30 protein-coding genes are annotated in these 25,400 nt (G+C 42.7%); 4 read left to right on the top strand and 26 right to left on the bottom strand.

Features of this window, described 5'->3' with window-relative positions:
- Positions 1 to 68: 68 nt before the first annotated feature.
- From MKY44_RS10700 to MKY44_RS10650, 11 genes are all read right to left on the bottom strand, one after another.
- The gene (locus MKY44_RS10700) at positions 69 to 611 is read right to left on the bottom strand and encodes a GNAT family N-acetyltransferase (protein ID WP_341007010.1); all 543 of its coding nucleotides are present in this window, start codon (positions 609 to 611) and stop codon (positions 69 to 71) included.
- 126 nt (positions 612 to 737) lie between these two features.
- Positions 738 to 1,268 (bottom strand): AAA family ATPase, encoded by a 531-nt coding sequence (locus tag MKY44_RS10695; RefSeq protein ID WP_341007009.1) that lies wholly within the window; start codon positions 1,266 to 1,268, stop codon positions 738 to 740.
- A 12-nt stretch (positions 1,269 to 1,280) separates the two neighbouring features.
- Positions 1,281 to 1,766 (bottom strand): GNAT family N-acetyltransferase, encoded by a 486-nt coding sequence (locus tag MKY44_RS10690; protein ID WP_341009824.1) that lies wholly within the window; start codon positions 1,764 to 1,766, stop codon positions 1,281 to 1,283.
- 74 nt (positions 1,767 to 1,840) lie between these two features.
- Positions 1,841 to 2,191, bottom strand: a complete 351-nt coding sequence (locus MKY44_RS10685) for a DUF952 domain-containing protein (protein ID WP_341007008.1) — start codon at positions 2,189 to 2,191, stop codon at positions 1,841 to 1,843.
- 29 nt (positions 2,192 to 2,220) lie between these two features.
- Complete coding sequence (locus MKY44_RS10680) at positions 2,221 to 2,751, bottom strand: AAA family ATPase (RefSeq protein WP_341007007.1); 531 nt, start codon at positions 2,749 to 2,751, stop codon at positions 2,221 to 2,223.
- Between the two features lie 192 nt (positions 2,752 to 2,943).
- A complete protein-coding gene (locus MKY44_RS10675; RefSeq protein WP_341007006.1) occupies positions 2,944 to 4,008 on the bottom strand; it encodes a polysaccharide deacetylase family protein in 1,065 nt (354 codons plus the stop codon).
- Positions 4,009 to 4,229: 221 nt separating this feature from the next.
- Positions 4,230 to 5,282 carry an ABC transporter substrate-binding protein gene (locus MKY44_RS10670; RefSeq protein WP_341007005.1) on the bottom strand — a complete coding sequence of 351 codons (1,053 nt, stop codon included), beginning with the start codon at positions 5,280 to 5,282 and terminating at the stop codon, positions 4,230 to 4,232.
- Between the two features lie 109 nt (positions 5,283 to 5,391).
- A complete protein-coding gene (yjfF, locus tag MKY44_RS10665) occupies positions 5,392 to 6,366 on the bottom strand; it encodes a galactofuranose ABC transporter, permease protein YjfF (RefSeq protein WP_341007004.1) in 975 nt (324 codons plus the stop codon).
- Positions 6,356 to 7,399 (bottom strand): ABC transporter permease, encoded by a 1,044-nt coding sequence (locus tag MKY44_RS10660; protein WP_315936202.1) that lies wholly within the window; start codon positions 7,397 to 7,399, stop codon positions 6,356 to 6,358. Before MKY44_RS10660 ends, yjfF begins: the two co-directional genes overlap by 11 nt.
- Before the next feature lie 4 nt (positions 7,400 to 7,403).
- On the bottom strand, positions 7,404 to 8,915 hold the full coding sequence (locus MKY44_RS10655; RefSeq protein ID WP_341007003.1) for a sugar ABC transporter ATP-binding protein: 1,512 nt from the start codon (positions 8,913 to 8,915) through the stop codon (positions 7,404 to 7,406).
- Positions 8,916 to 9,001: 86 nt separating this feature from the next.
- Positions 9,002 to 10,024, bottom strand: coding sequence for an ABC transporter substrate-binding protein (locus MKY44_RS10650; protein WP_076216274.1), 1,023 nt, complete (start codon positions 10,022 to 10,024; stop codon positions 9,002 to 9,004).
- Between the two features lie 242 nt (positions 10,025 to 10,266).
- Here MKY44_RS10650 and MKY44_RS10645 point away from each other — a divergent pair, with 242 nt between their 5' ends.
- The 3 genes from MKY44_RS10645 to MKY44_RS10635 are packed head-to-tail and all read left to right on the top strand — an operon-like array spanning position 10,267 to position 14,631.
- Positions 10,267 to 12,078, top strand: a complete 1,812-nt coding sequence (locus MKY44_RS10645) for a cache domain-containing sensor histidine kinase (protein WP_341007002.1) — start codon at positions 10,267 to 10,269, stop codon at positions 12,076 to 12,078.
- A gap of 5 nt (positions 12,079 to 12,083) precedes the next feature.
- Positions 12,084 to 13,673, top strand: coding sequence for a response regulator (locus MKY44_RS10640; RefSeq protein ID WP_341009822.1), 1,590 nt, complete (start codon positions 12,084 to 12,086; stop codon positions 13,671 to 13,673).
- A complete protein-coding gene (locus tag MKY44_RS10635; protein ID WP_341007001.1) occupies positions 13,666 to 14,631 on the top strand; it encodes a sugar ABC transporter substrate-binding protein in 966 nt (321 codons plus the stop codon). Before MKY44_RS10640 ends, MKY44_RS10635 begins: the two co-directional genes overlap by 8 nt.
- Positions 14,632 to 14,764: 133 nt before the next feature.
- Here the strand turns inward: MKY44_RS10635 and MKY44_RS10630 are convergent, their stop codons facing one another.
- The 7 genes from MKY44_RS10630 to MKY44_RS10600 form a co-directional block, all read right to left on the bottom strand.
- Positions 14,765 to 15,289: a GNAT family N-acetyltransferase gene (locus tag MKY44_RS10630; protein ID WP_341007000.1), complete on the bottom strand. Its 525-nt coding sequence runs from the start codon at positions 15,287 to 15,289 to the stop codon at positions 14,765 to 14,767.
- A 37-nt stretch (positions 15,290 to 15,326) separates the two neighbouring features.
- Positions 15,327 to 15,650, bottom strand: a complete 324-nt coding sequence (locus MKY44_RS10625; protein ID WP_341006999.1) for a hypothetical protein — start codon at positions 15,648 to 15,650, stop codon at positions 15,327 to 15,329.
- Between the two features lie 45 nt (positions 15,651 to 15,695).
- Entirely contained in the window at positions 15,696 to 16,142 is a 447-nt protein-coding gene (locus MKY44_RS10620; protein ID WP_341006998.1) for a GNAT family N-acetyltransferase, read from the bottom strand.
- A gap of 182 nt (positions 16,143 to 16,324) precedes the next feature.
- Complete coding sequence (locus MKY44_RS10615) at positions 16,325 to 17,167, bottom strand: phosphotransferase family protein (protein WP_341006997.1); 843 nt, start codon at positions 17,165 to 17,167, stop codon at positions 16,325 to 16,327.
- Between the two features lie 53 nt (positions 17,168 to 17,220).
- On the bottom strand, positions 17,221 to 18,159 hold the full coding sequence (locus tag MKY44_RS10610) for a hypothetical protein (RefSeq protein WP_341006996.1): 939 nt from the start codon (positions 18,157 to 18,159) through the stop codon (positions 17,221 to 17,223).
- A gap of 34 nt (positions 18,160 to 18,193) precedes the next feature.
- Positions 18,194 to 19,021: a methyltransferase domain-containing protein gene (locus MKY44_RS10605; protein WP_341006994.1), complete on the bottom strand. Its 828-nt coding sequence runs from the start codon at positions 19,019 to 19,021 to the stop codon at positions 18,194 to 18,196.
- A 111-nt stretch (positions 19,022 to 19,132) separates the two neighbouring features.
- A complete protein-coding gene (locus MKY44_RS10600; protein WP_341006993.1) occupies positions 19,133 to 19,375 on the bottom strand; it encodes a hypothetical protein in 243 nt (80 codons plus the stop codon).
- Positions 19,376 to 19,531: 156 nt separating this feature from the next.
- Here MKY44_RS10600 and MKY44_RS10595 point away from each other — a divergent pair, with 156 nt between their 5' ends.
- A complete protein-coding gene (locus MKY44_RS10595; protein WP_341006992.1) occupies positions 19,532 to 19,981 on the top strand; it encodes a DUF1569 domain-containing protein in 450 nt (149 codons plus the stop codon).
- A gap of 160 nt (positions 19,982 to 20,141) precedes the next feature.
- Here MKY44_RS10595 and MKY44_RS10590 read toward each other — a convergent pair whose 3' ends face one another.
- From MKY44_RS10590 to MKY44_RS10555, 8 genes are all read right to left on the bottom strand, one after another.
- Entirely contained in the window at positions 20,142 to 20,576 is a 435-nt protein-coding gene (locus MKY44_RS10590) for a hypothetical protein (protein WP_341006991.1), read from the bottom strand.
- A 46-nt stretch (positions 20,577 to 20,622) separates the two neighbouring features.
- Positions 20,623 to 21,558 carry an acetamidase/formamidase family protein gene (locus MKY44_RS10585; RefSeq protein ID WP_341006990.1) on the bottom strand — a complete coding sequence of 312 codons (936 nt, stop codon included), beginning with the start codon at positions 21,556 to 21,558 and terminating at the stop codon, positions 20,623 to 20,625.
- Between the two features lie 87 nt (positions 21,559 to 21,645).
- The gene (locus MKY44_RS10580; RefSeq protein WP_341006989.1) at positions 21,646 to 22,125 is read right to left on the bottom strand and encodes a DinB family protein; all 480 of its coding nucleotides are present in this window, start codon (positions 22,123 to 22,125) and stop codon (positions 21,646 to 21,648) included.
- A 35-nt stretch (positions 22,126 to 22,160) separates the two neighbouring features.
- Positions 22,161 to 22,964, bottom strand: coding sequence for an aminoglycoside N(3)-acetyltransferase (locus MKY44_RS10575; protein WP_341006988.1), 804 nt, complete (start codon positions 22,962 to 22,964; stop codon positions 22,161 to 22,163).
- 134 nt (positions 22,965 to 23,098) lie between these two features.
- Complete coding sequence (locus tag MKY44_RS10570; RefSeq protein WP_341006987.1) at positions 23,099 to 23,557, bottom strand: DUF5662 family protein; 459 nt, start codon at positions 23,555 to 23,557, stop codon at positions 23,099 to 23,101.
- Positions 23,558 to 23,608: 51 nt separating this feature from the next.
- Positions 23,609 to 24,127, bottom strand: a complete 519-nt coding sequence (locus tag MKY44_RS10565) for a phosphotransferase-like protein (protein ID WP_127546045.1) — start codon at positions 24,125 to 24,127, stop codon at positions 23,609 to 23,611.
- A gap of 54 nt (positions 24,128 to 24,181) precedes the next feature.
- Positions 24,182 to 24,664, bottom strand: a complete 483-nt coding sequence (locus MKY44_RS10560) for a DinB family protein (protein ID WP_341006986.1) — start codon at positions 24,662 to 24,664, stop codon at positions 24,182 to 24,184.
- A complete protein-coding gene (locus MKY44_RS10555) occupies positions 24,661 to 25,389 on the bottom strand; it encodes a metallophosphoesterase (RefSeq protein ID WP_341006985.1) in 729 nt (242 codons plus the stop codon). The genes MKY44_RS10560 and MKY44_RS10555 overlap by 4 nt, the downstream gene beginning before the upstream one ends.
- Between the last annotated feature and the right edge of the window lie 11 nt (positions 25,390 to 25,400).

Raw genomic sequence — 25,400 nt, 5'->3', positions numbered from 1 at the left:
CGAAATTAATAAGGAATACAACTGAACAAAGCTATTGAGATTCACTTTCCAATTTATTCCTCCGGAGACTATGACTGCTCATATTCATTTTTCAAGATACTCATGCAAACACTATCCCAGTATTTCCCCTTTTTATATATCTTCTTTCTGTATCTTCCTTCTTCTTTAAAGCCACATTTTAAATAACATTTGTAAGCAATTTCATTATACTCGTACACTTCAAGTTCTAATCTGTTTAAATTCAGCTCATCGAAGACAAACTTTTGTAGTACACGGATTGCTTCACTCCCATAACCCTTACCAAAAAATTCTTTTCTCCCTATTACAATTGCTAAACATGCAAAGCGGTTTTTGTAATCAATTTTGTACAGATCGATCTGACCTACATAATCTAGCGAATCCTTTAACCCGATAACAAAACTTTTATTTGAAGACTTGCCTTCAACCATTGTCTTGAAAAAGACTTCCGTCTCATAACTCGAATGAGGATACAAAAAATTATCTGATAATGTCCCTGTGATTTCCGGATCGTTCACCCATTGTTTGATGTAATCCAAATCAGAATCCTGGTATTCTCTTAACACAATCCTTTCTCCATAAATACGAGACATCGATAATCCCCCCAACGATTTTTTTCTTTTGCAACCTACTTAATAAAATCTAATGCTTATTTCTACCTTGTATTAGTTATTTAACGCTCGTGCATTTTTACAATTCGAAGCATAATAACAGTACAGTTATTTCACTCGATATTTCTCATTATTTATAATTTCACTTACTATTTCAGGTAATTGTTCTTCTGTAAAATGATTCGTATACAGCTTGTTATCACTTCTCAAATCCAGATGATTTTCAAAGTCATCCAGCAGAATTATACTTCTTTCTTTCATTTGATATTCTTCTGCTCTTAGACGGTCTCTACGAATAATGGTTTGACGATCAACCATCAGTACAACATAGATTATGCGAACATGATAGTCTGCCAATTCTGTCATTAATCCATCAACGTCTTCCGGAAAGGCCACATAGTCCAGCACTACATCGTATTTATAATCCAATAAGTTTTTCACCAGACTAGATATATTTTTCCAAGTTAAGTTGTGTGTATCCTTATCAAGCCAGGGTTTACCTCGCCCTTTAACCGGAAAGTGACTAACCGCATCTCCAGAAATGTAAGCACTTTTATCTAAAGTCTGAACCAGCAGCTTGGAAGTTGTAGATTTCCCTACTCCAGGGGGGCCAGATATAATATATAGGTTTCTACTCATTCTCTATTCTCCTTACAATATCTTTTGGAAACTTCCGATATCCAGCTTTCTATCGAATTTATATCCGATCTCTTTAAACAGAGCACATTGTTCATAACCATTTCTCTCAAATAATGATTTACTTCTTGTATTCTCCATGCAAATCGTCGCAATTAAGGTATGGAATCCTTGTTCTTTTGCAATCTTCTCTATAAAATAAAGTGCTTGTTTCCCCAAGCCTTTCCCCAAAATATCGGGCTTTAAATATATGGTGACTTCACCACAAATATCATATGCCTGTTTACTCTTATATTGGGTGATCAGAACATAACCCATCATTTGATTGGTTTCAAGCATTACATAAGTTTTATACCGTGTATCTTTGTTCATGACAGAGGATTTAATCTGATCAAGATCTAATTCCTCCGTATGAAACGAAATCGTTGTATTCATTACATAATAGTTATAAATCTCTCTAATTTCAGGGAGGTGCTGTTCGGTTACCTCTTCAAAAGTCACAGTCGTCAATTAGGTTCCATCCTCTTCAATTCATTTTCTTCAATGATACCAGTGTCTATCCAAGAAATCCGACATCACCGTATGTTCTCTAAATCAGGAGGTAGCGAAAATCCCCCTTCTGTATCAGGCTCAAAATCATATGTATGAAATACCGCGTCTAGATTTAATTCACCGTAAATATGAGGATATTCCCTGCCTTCATTATACAGATCTTCCCATATAACTTCTGACTTTATTTTAGATGCATCCAAGCAAAGTAATACTAAGCCCTTTGTCCCGTGGTAATTATAATTAGCCACAGCTACAATCTTATCCACAGGTGAGCAATGAATGAAACCTTCCTTTTCTAAAGATGCTGCTCTGTATACCCCATTGATCAACGCGTCTTCCCATTCTGTTCTTAAGAGCACATGTACAATCATCATCCTAAAACCCTCCTATTAAAAAATGATAATTATTTGGATAGGACCTTTTTCAATATGAGTTCTATGACTTCACTAGTCTCCAGATGATCGGTAATAATGCGAGTTTGAAATTGTTCATCCTTGAAAGCTTCAACACACTTTGGTGCTTGTTGATACTGCCAGCCTCCATATTCATCTCCGCGTTTAGCCAAACGATGATAAATTGTCTCTTCTGTAGCCGTAAGGCAAAAATGATGAATGTCCTGATCGATCTCTTTCAACCCGTTATAGATATAATTAAAGTTTTCCTCTTTATAGATGGTCATGGGGATAATTAAGTGTCTGTTGTATTTCTGCTTTACTTCTTTTGCCGTCTTTACGGTTAGAATTTTCCAAAGATCGATATCTTGAAAATCATCCGTACGTTCCCTTTCCTCTCTACAATTCTCCGGAAGAAGTTTTCTGAGCATATAACCTATTTCTTCAGGATCGTAGATCATGCTGTTGGCAATTAAGGGCCGAAGTGCTTCTGCTGCAGAAGTTTTTCCCGAACCAAACGCTCCGTTAATCATGATGATCATTTGATCCTTTCACTCCCATTCAATGAAATTTTTCAATAGAAACCAAATTCTTCTCATATACAATTTCATCCATTATAAATGTTTTCCTTCCACTTTTGTGTTACAAAATGGCAAAAAACATAATGAAATCCCATTGGGTCAACCCAACGGGATTTCATTATAGTGCATTATTTTTCAATCAACCTAAGCTTGTTAATGTATTTCCAAGTAATCGATATATATATCCCATGTCCCGTCATCGGCTGTTACAACCAACTCAATGACCTGATTTCCCGTCCCATGACTGATATTATTCAGGGTATAAACCGCTGGAGCGCTTCCGCCAAAGTAAAAGGTTCCCTTTGTCTGTCCGCCAATCTTCAAATCAACTCTAGCCATGTTGGCATTGTTTGAAGCTCCACGAAGCGAGAAATTATGAGTGCTCGTTGCAAAATTCTGAGTGTATTTAACCAAATCATTGTTGGCATAAAGGACCACACCATTGAAAGGAGAACTGATATTGCCGGTGTATTGTCCACCTTTGGTCATGTTCTCAGCTTCCACTTTGGTTCCGTTACTCGGGGGATTCGTAGTGCTACCATCGGGTGCGACTGCCCGACCGGTAGTTGATGAGATCATCCCGGAGCAAAGGCCACGATTCTTCAGATTTTGTGCAATCTGCGGAATGGCCTGAAGTGTCGTCTGGTACTGATCATGCATTAGAATGACGTCACCACTTTTCATCGTGTTCACAGCTGCCACAATCTGGGCTGCGCTGGCACCATTCCAGTCCTGGGAATCTACGTTCCACAGTACTTCCTTCAGACCGTTTTGGCTCACAACGGATTTCAAGGTCGCATTTGTCGCACCGTAAGGAGGTCTGAACAGTTTAGGTGAACTTCCGGTAATGGACTGGATCGTCTGTTGTGTCCGAGTAATCTCTGACGACATCTGAGAGCTGTTTAATGTAGTCATGTTTGGATGTGTATAGGAATGATTGCCAATCCACATACCAGCTGCCACCTGTGCAGTAACCAGAGATTTATTATTTTGTGCATTTTGTCCAACATTGAACATCGTTGCCCGTAAGCCAGCCTGCTTCAACGTGTTAAGCATGTTTGTTGTATTTCCAGATGGGCCATCATCAAAGGTCAGACCTACATAACCATTCGGACAACTTGCATCTGCAGCACGAGCATCGGGCACCGCCGGAATAGAAAACAAGGTACCGAAAAGTGCGAGAGATATTACCGCCTTTGCCAGCTTAACTTTGAACATAAAATTACCTCCTCATATTATATTCACAGCATAATACCTTCTACACTCCCTCTCTTTATCAAACTTTCACCCCTTGAAAAAGAGCGCTTTCAAAAGTATGTAATCCGCTACGTCCTTTCTCATAGAGAAGAGCTTTTAGTTCAAGGTGAGTTCAGTATAAACGAAAAGTTTATTTAAAGTAAATTGAATTTTATCCAAAATGTTCTATTTATTCACGAATTCTAGAATCGCCTGTTGTACATCTCCCGTTTAGCACTCTCCTGTGTAAAGATGTCCTCCGGGGGCACCATGCGCTTCGGGAGTGTACGCCCTGCAATAATTTCTTTTGTAGCCTGCATAAGCTGAGGACCAAGCAGCGGGTTACATTCCACCACAGCGTTGATTTTCCCACTCGCCAGAATTTCAAGTGCTTTGCGGGAGCCGTCCACTGAGACAATGATAATGTCCTCTCCCGGCTTCAGCCCAACTTCTTCTATCGCTTGTATGGCGCCAAACGCCATTTCATCATTATGGGCAAAAAGAACCTGCGGGCGTTTGTCTTCCGGGACCTGAAGGAATTCTTTCATGACTTGTTTCCCATTGTCCTCCGTAAAATCGGCAGGAGCACTTTGTGAGAAGATGATATCTGCTCTGGTTTCGAAAATGCTTCTAAATCCCTCGCCACGCTGGATGGAAGGCGTAGAACCACTCGTGCCTTGCAGTTCGGCAATCCGTATCAAACCCGGGTGATTTCGCATCCGATCCTGAACGTACTTCCCAGCCTTCACACCTTCCTCATAAAAGTCCGATCCAATCGTTGTCACAAAAAGTGAAGTGTCTTTGACATCAACTGACCGGTCTACGATAATCACGGGTATACCTGCATCCCTGGCCTCCTGAAGAATACCATCCCAGCCCGATTCCACGACCGGTGCAATGGCAATGACATCCACCCTTTGCCTGATGAACGACCGAACAGCCTCGAACTGTTTTGTCTGAGACTGTTCTGCATTTTTTATCACAAGGGATATTCCCGATTCAGCCGCAGCATTCCGAATAGACGTGGAGTTTGCCAGACGCCAGGCACTCTCTCTGCCCAGTTGTGAAAAACCCAAGACAATCGGTTTCGTAGAGGTATCCCTTGCTACCGCTGATTCCATCCATTCCTCAACGGAGGGAAGAGTTTCGAAGTTGTTAGACGAGATGGGAGGAGCAACAGATCCAGACTCAGGGGTTGTGCAGCCGACAAGCAGCAGTAGAATGAACAAACACAACCAGTTCACATGTCTTCTCACTCACGTATCCCCCATCTCCATGTTACGCTCAGCATTCACCAATGCAGAGCGCATATTGTTATATCATTGTTTCGGTATCCGTATTCAATATCATTTTAATTCGATCAACTTAATGCAGTGATTTCGAGGATACTCGCCGCCCGCTAAGTAGTCGCTGGAACAAAATAAAAACAAATAGCATCAGGCCAATTACAATCTTGGTCCACCATGAGCTGAGCGTACCTTCGAAGCTAATTATAGTTTGGATAGCCCCCTGGATCAATACACCAATAAAGGTTCCTGCCACATACCCTACACCACCTGTTAACAAGGTGCCTCCTATTACAACAGCCGCGATGGTATCAAGTTCAAGACCCATGGCGTGTAATCCATAACCGGATAACATATAGAAGGTAAAGACAACACCGGCAAGCGCGGAGCACAAACCGCTGAACGTGTACACCAGGATTTTGGTACGTGCAACCGGCAGTCCCATGAGCAGCGCGGATTGCTCGCTTCCGCCGATGGCGTAAACGTTGCGCCCAAACCGGGTGTAATGTGCCAGGTAGATCGCGAGCAGTACAATAACCAGTGCAATAATCACATTAATGGAGACAAAGCTGCCCCCTGGCAGGGAAATTTTCGCCTGTGCAACCTGTGTGTAAAATGGATTCGTAATGGTAATGGTGTCTAGACTGATGACATAACACAGCCCCCGCGCCAAAAACATGCCTGCCAGTGTCACGATGAAAGGCTGGATTTTGAAATAGTGGATGATCGCCCCCATGACTGTGCCAAACAACGCACCCATGACAAGCACCATTGGTATAACGATCGCAGGCGACCATCCTTGCTTCTCGACCAGACTTGCGCTAATGATGGTCGTCAGCGCAATGACAGATCCTACCGACAGGTCGATTCCTCCCGATACAATCACAAAAGTCATGCCAATCGCTGTGATAATTAGAAAGGCGTTATCAATGAGAAGATTAAGCACTACCTGAGTGGAGAAGAACCCCGTATACCGGAAAGAGCCTATGGCAAACATTACGGCCAGCAAGCCGAAGGTGACAAAAACCGGGAGATACTTACGATTAAGAAACATGGCGGTTAACCCCCTGTTCGGCTGGAAACTTCCGTTTTTTCCAACGGATCACCATGGAATTGCGGAATGAATCGGATTGAATTAAACAAACGGCCAGTACAACGAAGGCTTTGACAACCAACGTAACTTCTGGCGGGACTCCAATCATATAGATCGTCGTTGTTAAGGTTTGGATAATGAGTGCTCCAACGACGGTACCCATTAGATAGAAACGACCACCATTGAGCGAAGTACCCCCGATGACTACAGCAAGAATGGCATCAAGTTCATACCAAAGACCCGCGTTGTTTCCATCCGCACTGGATACATTCGAGCTGAGAATAAGCCCGGCAATGCCGGCACACAGACCACAGAAGACATATACCGTGAGAATAACCGTTTTTGAACGAATACCTGCCAGTCGGCTCGCGTTTGCGTTACTTCCGACCGATTCAATAAACAGTCCCAGTGCCGTTTTTCTCGTCAACAGTGAGGCAACAAGCAGCACAGTTAATACGATGAAGATGGAAAAAGGCAATGCTGCAAGCGAACCTGCCCCGATATAGGCATAGTTTGCGTTGGATACAGTAATAATCTGTCCACTCGTAATCAATTGCGCAATCCCACGTCCAGCTACCATCAGAATAAGCGTTGCAATAATGGGTTGGATTCGGGCAACCGAAACCAGCGCCCCATTCCATATGCCCAAGATCAGGGAGAGACCTATAGATAATCCAAGTGCGCCCAACATAAGCCCGAGCGAATTCTGATCCACTCCTCTGCTGATGCTCATACAAGCCACGGCACCGGAGATCGCTACAATGGAGCCCACGGACAAATCGATACCTCCGGTCGCAATCACCAGTGTCATACCGATCGATACCAGAATTAAGGGCGCTCCAAAATTGAGAATATCAATCAAGCTGCCATACAGATTCCCTTCACGCATGACGAGGGAGAAGAAATCCGGAGAGTACAGCAAATTAAAGATTAAAAGTAAACCAAGCATACATAACGGCCAAAACAAATGATGTTTACGCATCTTGCCCGCCATCTCTTTAACCTCCTGCCATTGCTTTCATGATTTGCTGTTGATGGATCTGATCCCCGCTAAGTTCTTGCACTTTTTTGCGGTCCCGGATTACGGCAATCCGGTGGCTGACACGAATCACTTCTTCCAGCTCGGACGAAATGAACAGCACGGCCATGCCCTGCTTCGACAGAGAGAGCACCAGCTTCTGTATTTCAGTCTTGGCACCGATATCAATTCCACGCGTAGGTTCATCGAGAATCAACAGATCGGGGTTCATCAGCAGCCACCGTGCAAGCAACACCTTTTGCTGATTACCGCCGCTCAGATTTTTAATTAAATGCTCCGGGTTTTTCGGATGGATATTTAACAGGTTGATGTACTTTTCGGCGATCTCATCCTGTTTCTTGCGTGAGATTGGTTTGGACCAGCCTCGTGTCGCTTGTAAAGCCAGAATAATGTTCTCCCGAATGGTCAAATCATCGATTATGCCTTCGGTTTTACGGTTCTCGGAGCAAAAAGCAATATTCTGATCAATTGCATGACGCGGCGACTTGACCGTACTTCCTGTATCTACAACGAGCAGCTTGCCTACATCTGAACGATCTGCACCAAAGAAAAGGCGAGCGATCTCAGTACGACCAGACCCCAATAACCCAGCCAAGCCCACGACTTCTCCCTTGCGAATGTCCAGATCGAACGGCTCAATTGCTCCTTTGCGTCCAAGTGCCTTAGCGGTAATTAACAGTTCTCCCGACTCCGCCTGGGCAGCATCCGCTTCCTTCGGAAGCTCCTCAAGCACCTCAAGCTCCTTGCCGATCATCTTGAGCACCAGTTCCATGCGTGGAAGTTTTGCGGCTATGTACTCTCCTTCCAATTCCCCGTTACGGAGCACCGTGAGACGATCCGACATTTCGTATACCTGATCAAGAAAATGAGTAACAAAAAGAATCGCGAGACCTTCACTCTTTAATTTGTGCATAATACGAAACAGTTGCTGAACCTCGTTTTTGTCCAGACTGGATGTGGGTTCATCCAGTATGAGCACTTTTGCCGAGATGCTGAGTGCTCTTGCAATTGCAATCAGTTGTTGAATCGCCACCGAATAGGTCTGTAAAGGAGCCTTAACATCGATGGACAGATGTAATCTGTCTCGCAGAAGGTTCTCCGCATCTTTGTTCATTTGCTTCCAATTGATTTTGCCAAATCGCATCGGCTCCCGCCCGATGAAAATATTCTCAGCAACCGTTAAGTTTGGACAGAGATTGACCTCTTGGTAAACGGTACTGATTCCCGCCTTTTGCGCTTCAAGCGGACCGGAGATCGAAAGATCCCGGTTATCCATCGTTACCGTTCCTTCGTCAATGGAATAAACGCCGGTCAGAACTTTAATAAGTGTCGACTTCCCCGCTCCGTTCTCACCCATCAAGGCATGAATCTCGCCCGGAAACAAGCGAAAGCTGACGCTGGACAGCGCTTTAACCCCGGGAAATTGTTTGGTGATGCCTGTCATTTGCAAAATGGGTGCTTGCTCGGCCATATAACCCTCTCCTTTGTTATGGAAAAAAGTCATTTAGCGACAGCCTGGTCGAAAAATGACTTTTCGGTGTTATACGAATCTATCTTTTAATATTCGCGTGTTGGCAATGCTTCTTTGGCTTGCTCCGATGTGAAAGTTGTCTCATCCGTTACGATTCGGGGTTCAATGTCTTTCCCGTCCACTACCGCTTGAACCGCTTCCATTAATTGAGGTCCTAACAGCGGATTACATTCAACGATAAAGTTGATTTTGCCATCAGCTGCAGCCTGCATCCCATCCTTCACGGCATCCACAGAGATAATGGTGATATCTACGCCTGGTTTCAGTCCTGCCGCTTCAATGGCCTGAATTGCACCAAGTGCCATATCGTCATTATGTGCATAGAGAACATCTATTTTTTTATGTGCTTTGAGGAAAGCTTGCATGACTTCTTTGCCTTTGGCACGTGTAAAGTCACCTGATTGTGATGCAATCACTTTAAGCTTCGAATTGGAAGCAATCAATTCCATAAAGCCCTCTTGACGGTCATTCGCTGGTGCGGAGCCTGTTGTACCCTGCAGCTCAACAATGTTGATCTCGTCTTGTGTGTCCTTGTATTGGTCACTAAGCCACTGACCTGCTTTGCGTCCTTCTTCTACAAAGTCGGAGCCAATAAAGGTTTTGTAGAGGGTTTTATCCGGCGAATCCACAGCACGGTCCGTCAAAATCACGGGAATGCCTGCATCCTTCGCTTCCTTCAATACGGTATCCCAACCGGATTCTACAACAGGGGAAAAAGCAATCACCGTCACCTTCTGTTGTATGAAGGATCGCAAAGCTTTAATTTGATTTTCCTGCTTCTGCTGCGCATCGGAGAATTTCAAATCATAACCCGCTTCTTTGGCTGAATCCTGAATCGACTTGGTATTCGCCGAACGCCAGCCACTCTCCGCACCAACCTGCGAAAAACCAAGCGTAATTGTTTTGGCGCTGGCAGGTGTACTGCCATTCCCACTCGTTGAAGTTTCATTATCGGAGCCTGCTCCTCCATTGGTACTGCTACATGCCGTGCTGACCAGCATTACCATAGCCAATGTTATGGCAAGTCCCCACTTTTTTTTGGTTCGCATGTTGTGATCCTCCCTTTTTCGTTTCACCTTGTGGTGTGACCACATTATAGAACGCTTTCATTCCGAGCTTATATGGAGTCTCATACTTTATTTATGTAATAATTTAGTAATTTCAAAAAATGGAGTTTAGAAAGTGTAATTTCTTTGTTTAATTGTGTAGTATTTAGCGATTCTCTTACATATTAGAAAATCATGTTATACTAATGATACATTTTTGATCCCTTCAGATGGAGTGGAATACGTTGAAACTCATTCAATGGATTGCTTCAAGCCTCAGGCTTAAATTACTCAGCATGTTTATCATCCTCAGTTCAGTACCACTGATCGTGGTTGGATTGATTTCTTACCACAAATCCTATACGGTCGTATCCAATCATAACAAGGCCTCGACACAGCTGGTTGCCGACCAGCTTGCCAGGAACATTGACATCTTGTTTGAGGATACGGAACGGCTGCTCGAACTGGGCAAGAACCCGCAAGTGCTTCAATACCTGTATTCTCAATCGGAGTCCTACCCGGAAGCCAAAGCCATCCTTCAGACATACAATCTTTATCGGGAAACCTACAAGTATGACAAGGTCCTTAATATCTCGTTCGTGAATTTCTATGGAAAAGGCATAAGTGAACGAAAAGGCGTGTTCAAGCTGGAACGAAATCCGCTGCGTAACCCGTACTTCAAGTATCTTATACAGTATCCGGATGCCATTCTGCGCATCCCTCATTCTGCAGCCTATGCCGAATATAACAGGCTGGATGGGTTTGCTTACCCTAAACAGAATGCGCTTTCAATTATAACCACGGTCAAAGAGCGAATTACGCATGAGGTCATCGGGTTCATCGTAATTGATTTGAATGATTCGTTCATTGATGATTTTTTGACGAATACCCCTATTAAGGATTCCGGTTTTTTCTATATTAGTGATCAATACGGAAATACACTCTTCAGGCCGGATGCCACCCCGGCATCCATAACCATGATGGATCAGATCCGATCGGTCCCTTTACATCTACAGCACGACAGCTTTATCCTGTCTACAGGATCCAAGCCCCAGTTTGTTGTATACAGCACCTCAAAACAGACCGGATGGAAAATGATCGGGGTAGCTCCTTATCAGGAAATCATTGCAGAGGCCAATAGCATTCGCCAATTGATCATCATTACGGTTTTGTTAAGTGCTTTCTTTGCGATATCGTTATATTTTTTCCTGAATAATCGACTGATTCTTCCCATCCGGATTCTGATGAACAAGATGCGTAAAGCTGCAAACGGTTACTTGGAAGCCAAAGTCACACCACACGGCTCGGACGAAATTGCTGATCTGGGCAAAAGTTTCAATGTGATGCTGGATAAGCTCAAAACACTAATTGAAAAGAGCATTCGAGAGAATGAACAGGTGAAAATAGCTGAACTACGCACGTTGCAAGCTCAGATCAACCCTCATTTCCTGTATAACACGTTGGAATCCATTCTATGGATGGCTGAAGCAGAGAAAAAAGAAAATGTAATCAAGCTTGTGCAGGCCCTCTCGAAATTCTTTCGTTTGAGTCTGAACAAAGGATTCGACTGGGTATCCATTCAAACCGAGCTTGAACATGCGCGGAGTTACTTGGTTATTCAACAGATGAGGTACCACGATATTCTCACCTACGAGATCAGCGTTGATCGTGAACTTCAGGATTATCCCATTTTGAAAATGACGCTGCAGCCCCTGATTGAAAACGCGCTCTATCATGGGATCAAGAACAAACGCGGTCAAGGGCTGATATCCATACACGGGTATGTAGAGGACAATAGCATCATTCTCACCGTACAGGATAACGGAATTGGCATGTCTGCGGATCGATTGGCACAATTACGTGAAGAGCTGGAGAAGCCGGCAGATTCCCGTTCACCCCAAGATGACGAGCAGGAAGGCGGATTTGGTCTGCTCAATGTACATCACCGGATTCGACTCTATTTTGGACCAGCTTATGGTGTTGAAATGGAAAGTACGTATATGGAAGGCAGCACATTTATGATTCGTATCCCCAAAAGCAAGGAGGTTAACCGTTGAAAAAGGTGATGATCGTGGATGACGAAATTGGAATTCGGGAGAATATACGCAGCTGCATCGATTGGGAAAAGGAAGGTTTTCACTATTGCGGGGATGCACCCGACGGCGAACTTGCGTTACCTTTAATTCATGAATGGGCTCCGGATATTTTGATTACAGATATCAAAATGCCATTTATGAACGGATTGGAACTGACCTCCATCGTTCGCACTCAACAACCTGATATCAAAATCATTATTATGAGCGGTCATGATGAGTTCAGCTATGCCCAGGAGGCCATCCGACTTGGTGTGACCGAGTACTGTCTAAAGCCCATTAGCGCAGTAGAGCTAATCCAAATGCTTCATAAGGTCAGCAAACAAATGGATGAAGAACATCAACGCATGACAAACCGGACGATCACCAAAGAAAAACTGCTGGCCGATCTGTGCGGAGGACTCATCGGTACAACTGATGCGATTGAATCAGCTAAACAACTCTCACTTCCTCTCTCGGCCAGGTATTATACAATTGTCATTATCGACGTTAGATTAACAGATGATTCCCGGGACCCGGAATCCCTGATGAAGAAGCTGCTTCCCATACTGGAGGAAACTCGTGATCCCCACGTTGAACTTCTTCCTTATATTCGAAGCCGGACCGAGTTGGTGCTTCTGCTCAAGTACCACTCCGATGACAACATATCCGTATATCTGGAGCAGCTTCGCGGGCGGATTCGTATGGAACTTGAGCATACGTTCAATTGTAATATTATTCTGGGCATTGGCAGTCAGCAGGAGCGTCTGCAAGGAATTCATGTCTCTTATCTGGAAGCGGAGGAGGATAAATATATTAATCGACTCACCCTTCAGAACAGAGCTTCTCTACATGACATTAACCTGGATGAGCAAACGACTCTTTTTCTCGACAGGAATTCGTTTCTTGAATTTCTCAAAATCGGCAGCCCCAATCTGCGTGACCATTTTGTGCAAGAGTTTGCCGCTCCATTACAGTCCTTCGACTGGAAGTCCTCCTCGTATGGCTTCTATCTGTTGAATGATCTTACGCTGGAGTCGTTTCGGCTCGCGAATCAGTTGTTCCGCATGAGTGACCATTCGGATGAGAACATTACTTCCCTACAACAGACGATTCGGAAGATTACGTGCTGGGAGGATTGCACCCAATATCTGTGCTCCCTGCTTAACTTGTTATGGCAGAGAAGAGCAGCCTGCTCCGGTAAATACAGTGATGTCATTGATCAGGTGAAAGCTTATGTATCCCGTGAATACAATAACGAACAGGTCTCGTTGAAGATGATTTCTGCACACGTCAGAATCAGTCCAAGTCATCTAAGCAAGATTTTTAGTCAGGAAACTGGTCAAACGATAACGGAGTATCTAACCCAGATTCGAATCGGCAAAGCCAAGGAGCTGCTGAAAACAACCAACAACAAAACCTTTGAGATTGCTTACAAAGTTGGTTACAACGATTCTCACTATTTTTCTAATATATTCAAGAAAACAACAGGTTTTACACCAAGAGAATACCGAACTCAAGGGACCGAGGAATCGCAGGCCAGACCAGCAGATATGAGAAAAGAGCAAATGTATGAATAAAGCCAGATTAGCACTTTTACTTACACTAATCCTTGTGTTCCCGATGATCATTTCATCCGGTTCGGCACACATTCGCCCACAACAGATGGCTACAGCACTTCCTGCGACTTCACCTGTAGAGAAATCTGCAGCGAGCAAAACTTTTGGTATTATCTATCCAATGACGTATCCAACCTATGAGATGATCACGAAGGATGCAACGGAGTATGCAGGGAAACACAATATCACGTTAATTGTAAACGCACCTGATGAAGCCAATACCGAACAACAGATCCGTATCATGGAGAATATGATCAAACAGCATGTGGACGGGATAGCTATATCTCCTGTGGATGCTGCTGCACTTACACCCGTTATTGATGCAGCCCAAGCCGCGGGTATTCCTGTCATTACATTTGAGTCAGATGTCCCATCCAGTCATCGAATCGCTTATGTGGGCGCCGATAACTACCGTACTGGCCAGCAGTTCGCCATGACGACTACAAGACTTCTGCATAATCAAGGCATGATTCTTGTCGAGAATGGTTTGGAGGAGATGCAAGGTTTGCAGCAGCGGCTTAATGGATTCATTGATTACATCCGCAGTGAAACAGACATCGAAATCTTGGAAGTTCGTTATCATCAAGGGAATGAAGATCAAGCCATGTCCGATATGGAGAACATGATTCAGGCTCACCCTCACTTCAATGCGATTATCGGGCTCGATTTTGTTTCTGTCTCTGCCTCTACCCTGATCTGGAAAGCAAAAGGCCTTAACCGGCATTTAATCGCGTTCGGTGATAGCCCGACCAGTGAAAACGGGTTGCTCAACGGTCAATTGTCTGCCGTTATTTCGCAGAATGAAGGAGTCTGGGGTGCAAAAATGATGGAGATCCTGTTACTCGCTAGCGACGGTGTGCCTGTGAAGGAATTTATTGATACGGGGATCATTGAAATAAATCAGGAAGGTAGTAATTAAGGGGATGTTCGCCTGTCATTCAGATGACAGGTGAACATCCCCATTTAAATTTCGTACACGTAGTTATTACATCCGTTCATCGAAGTGTTTCTCAAGAAAGATGACTCTCAAGTATGATGTTCCTTTTGAGAAGTCATTTCTTCCATTCGTTTTCTAATATGCTCATCTCGATAAGATTCCAGAAGGTATCTTCATGCCTTCTCGCATCACGAATAAGTCCTTCTTGTACAAAGCCCGCTTTTTCATAACATCGGATGGCTGAGACATTAAAATCAAATACGCCCAGACTGATCCGGTGTAACTTCTCCTCTTCAAATCCAATTCGAAGTGCCTCATCGATCATTTGCTTCCCATAACCTTTACCCTGATATGACTTACCAACAAGTACCTTACCGATACGCCCTGAACGATTATATCGATCGATACCACCAAGAGCAATATGGCCTACAATCTCCTGAGTCGATTCATCCATCACTTTATAAATGAACTTATTCGAAGTGTTCTTATCATTCGCACCTTGCAAATAATCCGCTAGCTGTTCCTTGGAAAGTGGATAATGGAACTGCGGGCCAGCCCACTGGAGCAGAAATGCTTCATCCCCACTCCATTCGATCAGTTGATCAAAATCTTCCGGTTCAAAGTATTGGAATGTAATCATGTATATCCACCCCTTCTTTTTTATGTCATATCATATCTTATTTCAGTTCTCTTGTGTCGTCATAATTATGAGTTTCATCAAACGCTTTGTTTCTTATATTCATTTCATGAATGTAGTTTCTGACAACATTCATTGTACTAATTAAACAGATAACTCCACCCAAAATACATATCGCACCTATCCAATAATTCAGTGCAAAATTCACTTGATAATCACTCGGAGTATAACTGCCAGCTGCTGCTGACTGGAATGCTGCATAGCCTAGCTTGGGAATCACCTCTTCAATCATTTTCGAGATCGTAATAATCACAATTCCTAACATGATAAAGAGTAATGAGAAAATAATGTATACATGCTTCAAAGAAAAGCTACCTCCTTTACAATCCAAATCGCGTGTGTTTTGGCACTACTTGCATCTTAGAAGCCGAACGACTTCGCCATCAATCAGCCCTTCACTTACTCTCTGAAAACCAAGTGATTCATACAGATTTCCGGCGATACCATTTTCCGGCCTGTGTCCAATCATGATGCGTTTGCAATTCAGTGCTTCTTTCATTAGATCAATTAACTTCCTCAACGCTTCTCTTCCATAACCTCTAGCCTGATATTTTGTATCTATCATTAGAGCAAGAAGCCAGTAGTTATCCTCATGATCCGCCTTATCTGAGTACACAGCAAAACCAACCAGATCCGAATCAAAATAGATGGTCATGGGTTGAAAGTCTTCCACTACTTTGGATTCAGCAATCCAATATACAACCGGAGCGGGAAAACTTTTTTTCTGTTCTTCCGTTACATTCAGTTGAGTACATGCATACCAATTATCCACCGATACACGTTTTAAATGAATCATAAATTGAAATTCCTCCTCGTGAAAATTACACAGAGGAATCCCTCGGAACCCTTCCTTAGGGGTCCTCTGCGCTAGACAAAAACACCTCTTGTAACTTCATTTCTACTTTTCAGATTCGTATTGTTTCTCATATCACATCACTCCTCTCACGTATATTTCAGCTTTTCAACGAAATTTCACGATTAAGACTTGTTAAAGCTCGCTTGCAGTGTCCATTCTAATCTGCGGAGCCATTCCCTATGTACATCTGGATGAGCATTCTTGATTCGGTTCATGATCTGTATTACTTTGGATGTGGAATATGCCCGAATTAGATCATTTGTTACATCAATATTTGTACGTTCTGTATATGCATTTAAGAAGACTTCTGACAGATCCTTTGCCATGTGAGGGTAATGAAGATGCACAAACCAGACCACCCATGCGATATCAAACAACGGATTGCCCCAACCTGCCCACTCCCAGTCCAAAATGAACATTGAATCGTTGGATAACATGACATTATGTGGTCCGTAATCTCCGTGAATCAGAGTTTGCTCCCCATGATCGGAAATGTCCAACACTTCTTTTACCATGCTTTTGATTCCGGAGGGTACAAACTCAAGTTCCTCAACATCATTAGCGGACTTCATTATGACTGGCAGCTCTGCTTCGCAGTCACCTCGTTTGATTGTGTGCACGTCTCTGGCGAGATATATACCAAGTTGCTCATAAATTTTCCTGCCTTGGTCACGTCCATCTTGATCCAGCAGCCTCTGTGCGTTTATTCCTGGAACATATTCCATCATAACAAACAGCCAGTTTTCTTTTTCAAAGCAATCATGCACTCGCGGAGTCACGCCAGAATGATTTAACAACCTTAGCGCGCTTATTTCTGTCCTTGCATCTGTATTTTCTACATGATAGATTTTAGCAATCATCTGCGGATCAGTTCCCTCAAGTAAAAGGGTCGTATTGGTATAACCACCTGTTAGTTCAACGATGTTCACATTCGGAAATCTGTTTAACAAGATGTCTTGGTTCACTTCATGCATTCCTTCTTTCTTAGTCCTTGAAGTGCAGTCCCTTTTATACAAGCTCAAACCAAATCTTCTATCTCTGAAAGCACAGGGCTATGTTTAATCAGTTCAGCGATTTCAAAAGATTTATTGGCACCTAACACTTCCCTAACAGCTTCAACCCCCTCTGACTTCCAGACCGAACAGACATATTTAGAAAAAGCATACCCATTCAAAGCATATCCACTGTCCTGTAGCCGTCTGAATAACCCCACACTTTCCTCTACCTTTTCAATATCTGTCAAAATACATGCCAGATTGTTCATCGCGATGTGAACATCTCTCTGTGAGTTACTGGATGAATTCAATTGTCTCCAGCTACCTACAACTTCCTGATTTTTTATTTGATCTAATGCTGACCAGTCGATCTTGTTTATCAAATTCAGCGTTTCATCCAGAAGCAGATTTACTTCTCTAACCTCCCCGGCATGATACAGATAGGCCAGACGCTGTTTGTTGTATGTAATTCGGGCAAAAAGAATATTGGACCATGTCTCATCTTCTTGTATAAGCTGGTTCATATTTTCAAGCACACTGTCCATTTCACTGTATCTCTCCAAAACCCAAAGCGAACCACCCAAAGCCCGATGGCTCTCGAATCGAACACCTCGGTTGGTATCCAACTTCGGAGCATTATCGCAAGCATATTGGTACCAGTCCATCCAATGATCAAAGTAGTTCCCCAGAGATAACGACAACGCTTGTGTCGAATCCGAAACGATCCAGTGTAACTGCTCCGGGGCGAGATTTTCTTTCCCCCATTTGAAGAATTCCCGGTGATTGGCATAAAGCGGTTTCGGCTCTCTTAACAAGGCATAACTATCTGAAATATTCCAGTAGACCCAGCCTTGTTCATGGACAGACAATTTCCTGGATTGTTCGAAGTTTTTCAGTAACTCAATCATACCCTGATGATCCCCTCGAACTACTAATTCCTGAAAAGATTGAACGATATTCATCCCCATCCTCCGTCCCTAATTAGTTTCAACACAGCTATGTCAATGGCTTCGTGCCGCAAGCTGTAATGAAATTCATCATCGCATAGGCTTCCGGCGAATGATTTATCGCTTCAGATGCTTGTTGCAGCTGAGCAAATTCCTCCGAACTGATCACACCTTTTTCAGCAAAATGTACAAAACGATTAAGATTAAACTGGTGCTTAAACCCTTCTATGCCTAACAGATCACTATGTTGAAGGACAGAATCAATGTCAACATCGATGTATCCGCTCTCAGAAAGGAGACGCGGCAGACTTCTGCCAATTAAGCGATTACCACCGTGTTGTGCTACATAGTCCGAAATTTTCATTAATACCGTATGCAAAGCAGGAACATCAGGATTCACTGCTCCAAAAACGCCGTCATCCACATCAATAATGGCAAGACGGCCGCCAGGCTTCAGTACACGATATATCTCTTGTGCAGCTTCGTTTGGATTGTTCAAGTGAAGAAAGATCAGTCTTGCCACGACAAAATCAAAAGAATCATCAGGCAGATCCATCTGGTAGATGGAAGACTCTACAAATTGTAATCGCGTGGAAGGAATATCTTTCAGCCGTTCTTTGGCTTGTGCTTGCAGTGAACGATCAATCTCAAGCGAGGTAAGCTCGCTGTCCGGCAGACTGTTCAATAGTTGCTCTGTAATGTAACCCGGTCCGCTTCCGACCTCCAATACACGCATTCCATTTTTCAAACCATACCATTCTAGATTTCGGAATTCTTTGGACCACCCCATTACCGCCTGTATCTTTAACCTCTCTAATTCCTCTTGTAAACTTAACACTGCCGTTTGGATACTGTATGTTGAACGCGGATCACTCATATATTCCCTCCTGTTCTTCAGTAGATTAATAAAAACATATATTCTTAGACCTTTTTCTTCCCTAGAAAAAGAGCAACCTTATGTTGTTTCTCTATCGTTCCACCTGTAGCATCAATGGAATGTTTGATGCGCTCCAGCCAAGTTGCTGCATAATTCAATACACGTGATGTTTGTATAGTCCTTGCTCACCAATCCGCCAGTGGCCTGCCCTGTTCCGCAGCCAATCTCTAGAATGGAATCCTCGTTATTAAGATTCAGGTATGTAAAAATATCATCAAACATTTCACTCGGATAGACGGGTCTATATCGTTCATATTCATGTGTTACGAGATTAAACGTTTCCTTATTTTCCATTTCAGCAGCCCCCATTTCAATTATGATTTTCCCATAGTACATTGACTAAACTTACCATATCTTATTATTCTTGATAGTAAGAGGATAAACCTTTCAATAAGAGAATGATGATAGTTTAAGTTCAAATTTTATATCCTAGAGGAATGAGGTGTTCTTGTGAAAAGTATATTTGATACGATGAATGCCGCTGAAATTACAGAGCGCATGGATCAACTAAGTGAAAATTCCATCCCTAAATGGGGCACGATGCAGGTCTCTCAAATGCTGGCTCACTGTTCAGCATTTCATGATATCCCCTTAGGAAATGCTTTTCCACCTAGAGGATTACTTGGGAGACTTATAGGACGGTTGGCAAAACCAATGTTTTATAATGACAAGCCCTTGCCCCATAATATGTCTACGATCCCGACAATCATTATTGATGACCAACGACAGTTTGTGGCAGAAAAAGAAAAGCTTAAGCAGCAGATTAAGATTTTTCAACAAGGTGCTTCAGAAAAATTCTCCCGCCACCCCCATCCCTTCTTCGGAAAATTAACAGCCGAGCAATGGGGTAAAGGCATATACAAGCATTTAGATCATCATCTAAAGCAATTTGGAGTTTAGCGGTTATGCACGGTCTAAATTAGCAATGACTCAACTTCATTAACCCAATCTCCTTCTTCGTCAGCCAGTAAAGTCTCCCAGCCAAGTAGCTTAGCAGAATGTAAATTTTTCTCTTGATCATCTATAAATAGAACCTCTTCCCCAGCTACCAGGAAGGTTTCTACCCGTTGGTATATCTCAATCTCAGTTTGCATAAACCCACTTGATTAGAGATGGTTACACTTTTGGTAAATGAGCTTAAACGGCTAAGATTCGGCTCAATCCATTCCTTACAATGATTGCTGAGTAGATGGATATCTGCGAACTCACTCCATCGCTCAAGGTATTGAGCGGCTGGTAAGGGAATAATTGAATTGTACAAAATGTCTTTCGCTCGGCTGATTGATAATTCGGGATACAACTCCTTCAACGATTGCCAGAACTCTTCTTCCCTCATCATTCCTGTCCAGAGCTTTCGTTTGATTCCTGCAAAATGTACTTTCAAAGATTCTGCGGATAGGTTGGTTTCCTGAATCATATCTTTCCAGCACGTCAACGACATATTACTTAACAAAACACCTGCGATATCTAAAACGATCTGTGGTCTGCCTTTCATTTTATCGACCCCCAAGTTCATCTAATACGACGTAATGGACCTCAAGTTACTTAAAGGCATCATGTGGAAGGACAGCATGCACACCCTTCACGCCATTCACAATTTGGGTGATACGCAGGTCAATTACCGCGCTTCCAAGTGCAATCGCTTCCACTCGATCTAGTCCGTACAACTCACCCATCAGATTTAACATGCCGTCTAATGCTTGAACGGTAGCCTCATTCAAATCTTCATGAAAACCGAAGGTAAGCCAGCCTGACGGCGTATGTGCTCGAGGATTGGTCAAAATCATATCATCAATCACGTTGATCGTGATATCGACAAGCTCCATTGCACATTCAATGGCCTGACAGCTGACTTCACCATCTCCCTGCCGTGCATGACCGTCACCAATCGCGAGATAACCTCCGTCTACGGGGATAGGTAAATATAATTTACTTCCCTGCACCAGTTCCTTGCAGTCGATGTTTCCTCCACAATAGCGAGGCGGCCAAGTCGTATGAATTCCACCTGACTCTGGCGGCATGCCCACTACACCCATAAACGGCGAGAGAGACACCGTAAAGGATTTCCCGTGTATTTCACAAGTTCCATTCATCGTTTGACGATCAAGTGTCCAATTCAGCGACAGTTCTTCAACCTCTGTTAGATGTAACTTCTGGTTCTGCCAGTTCGGATATCCGCCAGCGGAAGTAAACCCGTATCTCCCGGGTACGATCTCATTGAAAATAATCTCCAACGTCTGTCTTCGCTTCGCCTCATCGATATAGATCGGACCGATTAAGGCATGACCTCCATCTTTTTCACCTTGTCGATCAAAAGGTTTCATGCGTTCCGTATAACTCACACCCGTTCCCCAGCCCGCATCCAGCGTCTGAAAACGAATAGAATCACCAGATTTCACGCTCAAAATGGGAGTTACCTCATTGGTAAATGAACCAATCAGATTTTCCTGAGTTAATTCAATCGTATGACTACTCACTACAATCCCTCCCTGGTTTGGGATACATATTATATTCAAAGCAAGCAACATGCTGTGTTCCGTGTCACCCCCTGCCTGCTAAATCCTTTACGCTTCAAGGTTGGCAAGATATTTCTTCAACGGTTCCATATGATGCTGGTCATGCCATATAAAATCTTTAAGGTATTGGGGAATAGAAAATACATTACCCTCTGCGTCCAAATACGTCTGATGAAGCTGTTCCTCCGATAACCCTCGAATGTCATTCATAATTTTATGGCGGTACGTGATAGCCTTATTTACGATTTCGGACGTCTCTGTTCGGTTACCATACTCAATAGCTTTGCGATTAAACTCTTCAAAATTCATATGTTTCAACGTAACTGGCTGCTTCAGAGCAATCTTCTCAATCGCTTCTTTGTAAAAATATCGGTCCCATAACATGATATGACTGACGATGGATTTTATCGTCCATTTCCCTGCTTCCATGCTTGAATTCCATATGCTCTCCTCGAGATGAGTCATCGTCTTGACAAACAACGCCCATTCTTCAAAGGTTTGAAGCAAATGTTCAATCTCTTTGGTCATGATTACATTTCCCCCTTCTTTCTTTTTGAAATGATTCACTGCTCTATATGTTCTCTTCGGTTCCGATTCATCCATCCCAAAGCATAATCAACCATCTCTCTTTGGGGTATCAAATAACTCACTGCTTTCCCTACCATTCCTTCGGTAACAGCGTTAGTCTGGATCTTAAACTCATTAAAAATCAATTCAAAATCATCCGATTCATTGTTAATATCATCGTATGTAGTCCATTGTTCAATCCCATTCACCAGCATTTTTACTCCCCAGACTTTTGGCTTAACAAATGTATTCTGCTGTTTATACTCTGCCAGGTGTAAGGAGGTGTTACTATTTGTAGGCGCACCAAGTAACAGAATGTATCCACTCAAATCATAGATTTTTCCTAACGGAGATTTCTCATTTAATGCATAATGCAAGTTGTGATCTTCCATTATCCGTTTTGCGTCTTTCCCCCAGGCAGCAAAAGACATGTGCGGATGTGAGCTTCGAAACACACCATCTTGCCTCCGAAACACCTCAGGAATGATGCCCATATACGAGGTTGGGGTTAGATCAGGATAATAAATAGGCATATTGTCTTTGATGAACTCAATGTCCTCTGAAGACAGGTTCGCGTCATGCTCTGAAGGTTCACAAAGATGTTCTGTTTGAGTGGGCATGACAATGGTTCCATTGGTTCCAACGGCTTCTTCCAGAGCTAAAATAACACTTACCGGGCCACCTATAACCTTACCTATTGCTTTGAAGGAGGAATGAACGATTATCGTCATGCCCTTCTTAACACCTAAGCCTCTTAAATCATTAATGAGCGTACTTTTTGTAATTCCAGCTGTTATCATATGAACTTTTCATCCCATGCTGTATTGATAATTCCCCGTCTAACATTCCATTCTTTCAGCATTTTTCGTTTTACGGCAGCCCGCTCTCCTATGGCCAATTCCAAAAACCGCATATCATTTTGGATCATCATTATTCACCTCTCTAATAAGTACTGCATAAGCGCTTCTCTCGTCATTGGATGCAGAATAACATCTTCCGAGTTCATCATACGTTCTGCCAAATTGGAATCTTTGACTCTGCGGCCCCATTTTCTTGAAAAAGATCTCCAGTCACATACCATTTCTATAAAATATTTTTTTGGCATAGGCAAAGCTTCTTCTGTAGTTCTGTTTACAATCCAATACTCCCAATGATGTTTATTATGATTCTGGTGATGTAACCATGCGTTCTTCCATCTTAGTTCTGTATCTTCATCTTTACGGCCCGCATAAAACTTGATTGCATAAGGGATAAATTCTTGAGGACAAAACTTGGATAAATCATGAAGCAGCCCCTGTACATATAAACCTTCATGCCAGCACTCGATTAAAACATTCAATTTATGTTCAGTTACATATAAAAAGTACCTCCAATATGAAGAAAGCAATGTCATCCCCACGCCCCAGCTTCTTTTTACATTCTCTTCAATTTATACAGTGAACCTTTATTCACTTTTAAACAGCGTATTGATAATCATCTCGGCACATTCCTCAGGTGTATGCAGACTCGTATCCACCGAGTAGCTATACTGAATGTCGGAAGCCATGATTTGATGCTGCTCATCCGATTGCTCTTCTCTTCGATCCCCACGTTCGATGTTCCGCTGACGGCAGATGTCGAGGGGGCAATATAACTCAACGATATCCAGTGGATACCCTTCAAAAATCTGTTTGACTTGTTCATAATGCGGCGCGAGCTCCGGTCTTTCCACAAGAATGCCATCAATCAGAACATGCTTGCCATGGTCTGAAAACACTTTTGCCGTATGATACATCATTACAATCGCTTCACTCAGATACTTCCAGTAATCCGTCTGTAGATGTTTATCACCGATCGTATTTTCAAATAAATCATTAGCCACAACATAGAAAAACGGATCATCGTATGATTGCATCGCCTCTACAATTGAAGTTTTACCAGAGCTGGTTACACCGTTCAAAAATATAATTTTTCCTTTTTCCATGATAGTCATCTTCCTTTGCTTAAGTATAGTTTTATAAATGTAATACAGCGTGTTCTACGTGTGTTTCATTGATTTTTTGAGCAGCATGATTTGGCCAATATGATAGGCATTATGAATACATAGATTTGATACAACTCCCCACCATGGCGCGTTGAAATAGGAAGGGATCTCACGGGTCAATTTATGTTCTTCGCTGTCTTCTAGTGCCCTGTTCCAATCACCAAAGACGGTTTTCAGTCTATGTAATGTCTTGCCCCACTCCACATCATTCAAGTTAGACAGATCTATGTCAAATGTATCCTCATTATTCACTGAATGCTGCCCGTCGACCTTTTCGGCAACATATCTCGCAAGCCACCTCTCATTCCAGAAAATAAGATGATTGACGATCGCCCAAATGGAGTGCTCCCCCTCATTCTTTACATAAGCGGCCTCCGCCGCATTGAGGTCTGTCAAAATATCATGAAGCGGAATAAACCAGCTCTTGTCATGATAACAGGCGTTTAATTGGTCTATGAGAATAGCTTTGTAACTCATCGTTGCACCTCACTCAGATTAAACTTTGAATCAAAAGTTACGTAAGAACCATTTTGGTAAATCAAACCATTCAGCTGCATTCCATAGGCACATCCACCATCAATGCCTATCTTGTCTTCACCAAACCAAACATCCGCAGATCCATGAATGTCTATCGTAATTGTATGTCCAAAGACGATCTTTTTGTGTAGATTGGTGAACGTATGATGAATAAATTTATCTTTGATATACATAAAATCATGATCTGGTTGTTTCCACCATTCTATGTAATCAGGGTTTAATCCGGCATGAACGTAAATATGAGCTTCATCCTCATGATATAGAAGTAATTCACTCAAAAAATCAATATGATGACCGTAATCTATTTTTATTGCCTCTCTCGCTTGGTCCAGCATTTCATCAGAAATTTCGCCTTCAATATTACAATAGCTCTGAAGCGTTTGAAGACCTCCATGTTCAATAAACTTGGCTTTAATTAATGAACTTCCCTCATTTATAAAATCAACAAATCGTTGATCGTGATTAACTCTTAATGCGATCGCATGATTTTCTTTTACTAATCTGATAACCTCTTTGACCACTTCTTTACTGTTAGGACCTCGATCCACATAGTCACCGAGCAAAATTAGTTGATCATATTTCGAATTGTAATTGATATCATCCAATAACTGATTAAATGGATCAATGTAGCCATGGATATCGCTAATCATTATTGTCCGATTCATAATAACTCCTT

It is taken from the genome of Paenibacillus sp. FSL R7-0026 (assembly GCF_038004485.1).
In the GTDB taxonomy this organism is placed as follows: domain Bacteria; phylum Bacillota; class Bacilli; order Paenibacillales; family Paenibacillaceae; genus Paenibacillus; species Paenibacillus xylanexedens_A.
The sequence above is the reverse complement of the archived record's forward strand: the minus strand, read 5'-3'. Positions and strand labels throughout refer to the sequence as shown.

Bases quoted from the DNA above. Each gene is read 5' to 3' on its own strand.
- MKY44_RS10675 (WP_341007006.1), bottom strand. From the start codon at position 4,008: ATGTTCAAAGTTAAGCTGGCAAAGGCGGTAATATCTCTCGCACTTTTC.
- MKY44_RS10680 (WP_341007007.1), bottom strand. From the start codon at position 2,751: ATGATCATCATGATTAACGGAGCGTTTGGTTCGGGAAAAACTTCTGCA.
- MKY44_RS10570 (WP_341006987.1), bottom strand. From the start codon at position 23,557: ATGACATTGCTTTCTTCATATTGGAGGTACTTTTTATATGTAACTGAA.
- MKY44_RS10630 (WP_341007000.1), bottom strand. From the start codon at position 15,289: ATGATTACATTCCAATACTTTGAACCGGAAGATTTTGATCAACTGATC.
- MKY44_RS10695 (WP_341007009.1), bottom strand. From the start codon at position 1,268: ATGAGTAGAAACCTATATATTATATCTGGCCCCCCTGGAGTAGGGAAA.
- yjfF (WP_341007004.1), bottom strand. From the start codon at position 6,366: ATGTTTCTTAATCGTAAGTATCTCCCGGTTTTTGTCACCTTCGGCTTG.
- MKY44_RS10635 (WP_341007001.1), top strand. From the start codon at position 13,666: ATGAATAAAGCCAGATTAGCACTTTTACTTACACTAATCCTTGTGTTC.
- MKY44_RS10605 (WP_341006994.1), bottom strand. From the start codon at position 19,021: ATGAGTGATCCGCGTTCAACATACAGTATCCAAACGGCAGTGTTAAGT.
- MKY44_RS10700 (WP_341007010.1), bottom strand. From the start codon at position 611: ATGTCTCGTATTTATGGAGAAAGGATTGTGTTAAGAGAATACCAGGAT.
- MKY44_RS10610 (WP_341006996.1), bottom strand. From the start codon at position 18,159: ATGAATATCGTTCAATCTTTTCAGGAATTAGTAGTTCGAGGGGATCAT.
- MKY44_RS10650 (WP_076216274.1), bottom strand. From the start codon at position 10,024: ATGCGAACCAAAAAAAAGTGGGGACTTGCCATAACATTGGCTATGGTA.
- MKY44_RS10555 (WP_341006985.1), bottom strand. From the start codon at position 25,389: ATGAATCGGACAATAATGATTAGCGATATCCATGGCTACATTGATCCA.
- MKY44_RS10685 (WP_341007008.1), bottom strand. From the start codon at position 2,191: ATGATGATTGTACATGTGCTCTTAAGAACAGAATGGGAAGACGCGTTG.
- MKY44_RS10575 (WP_341006988.1), bottom strand. From the start codon at position 22,964: ATGATAACAGCTGGAATTACAAAAAGTACGCTCATTAATGATTTAAGA.
- MKY44_RS10580 (WP_341006989.1), bottom strand. From the start codon at position 22,125: ATGACCAAAGAGATTGAACATTTGCTTCAAACCTTTGAAGAATGGGCG.
- MKY44_RS10620 (WP_341006998.1), bottom strand. From the start codon at position 16,142: ATGATTCATTTAAAACGTGTATCGGTGGATAATTGGTATGCATGTACT.
- MKY44_RS10660 (WP_315936202.1), bottom strand. From the start codon at position 7,399: ATGGCGGGCAAGATGCGTAAACATCATTTGTTTTGGCCGTTATGTATG.
- MKY44_RS10565 (WP_127546045.1), bottom strand. From the start codon at position 24,127: ATGGAAAAAGGAAAAATTATATTTTTGAACGGTGTAACCAGCTCTGGT.
- MKY44_RS10655 (WP_341007003.1), bottom strand. From the start codon at position 8,915: ATGGCCGAGCAAGCACCCATTTTGCAAATGACAGGCATCACCAAACAA.
- MKY44_RS10590 (WP_341006991.1), bottom strand. From the start codon at position 20,576: ATGAAAGGCAGACCACAGATCGTTTTAGATATCGCAGGTGTTTTGTTA.
- MKY44_RS10560 (WP_341006986.1), bottom strand. From the start codon at position 24,664: ATGAGTTACAAAGCTATTCTCATAGACCAATTAAACGCCTGTTATCAT.
- MKY44_RS10600 (WP_341006993.1), bottom strand. From the start codon at position 19,375: ATGGAAAATAAGGAAACGTTTAATCTCGTAACACATGAATATGAACGA.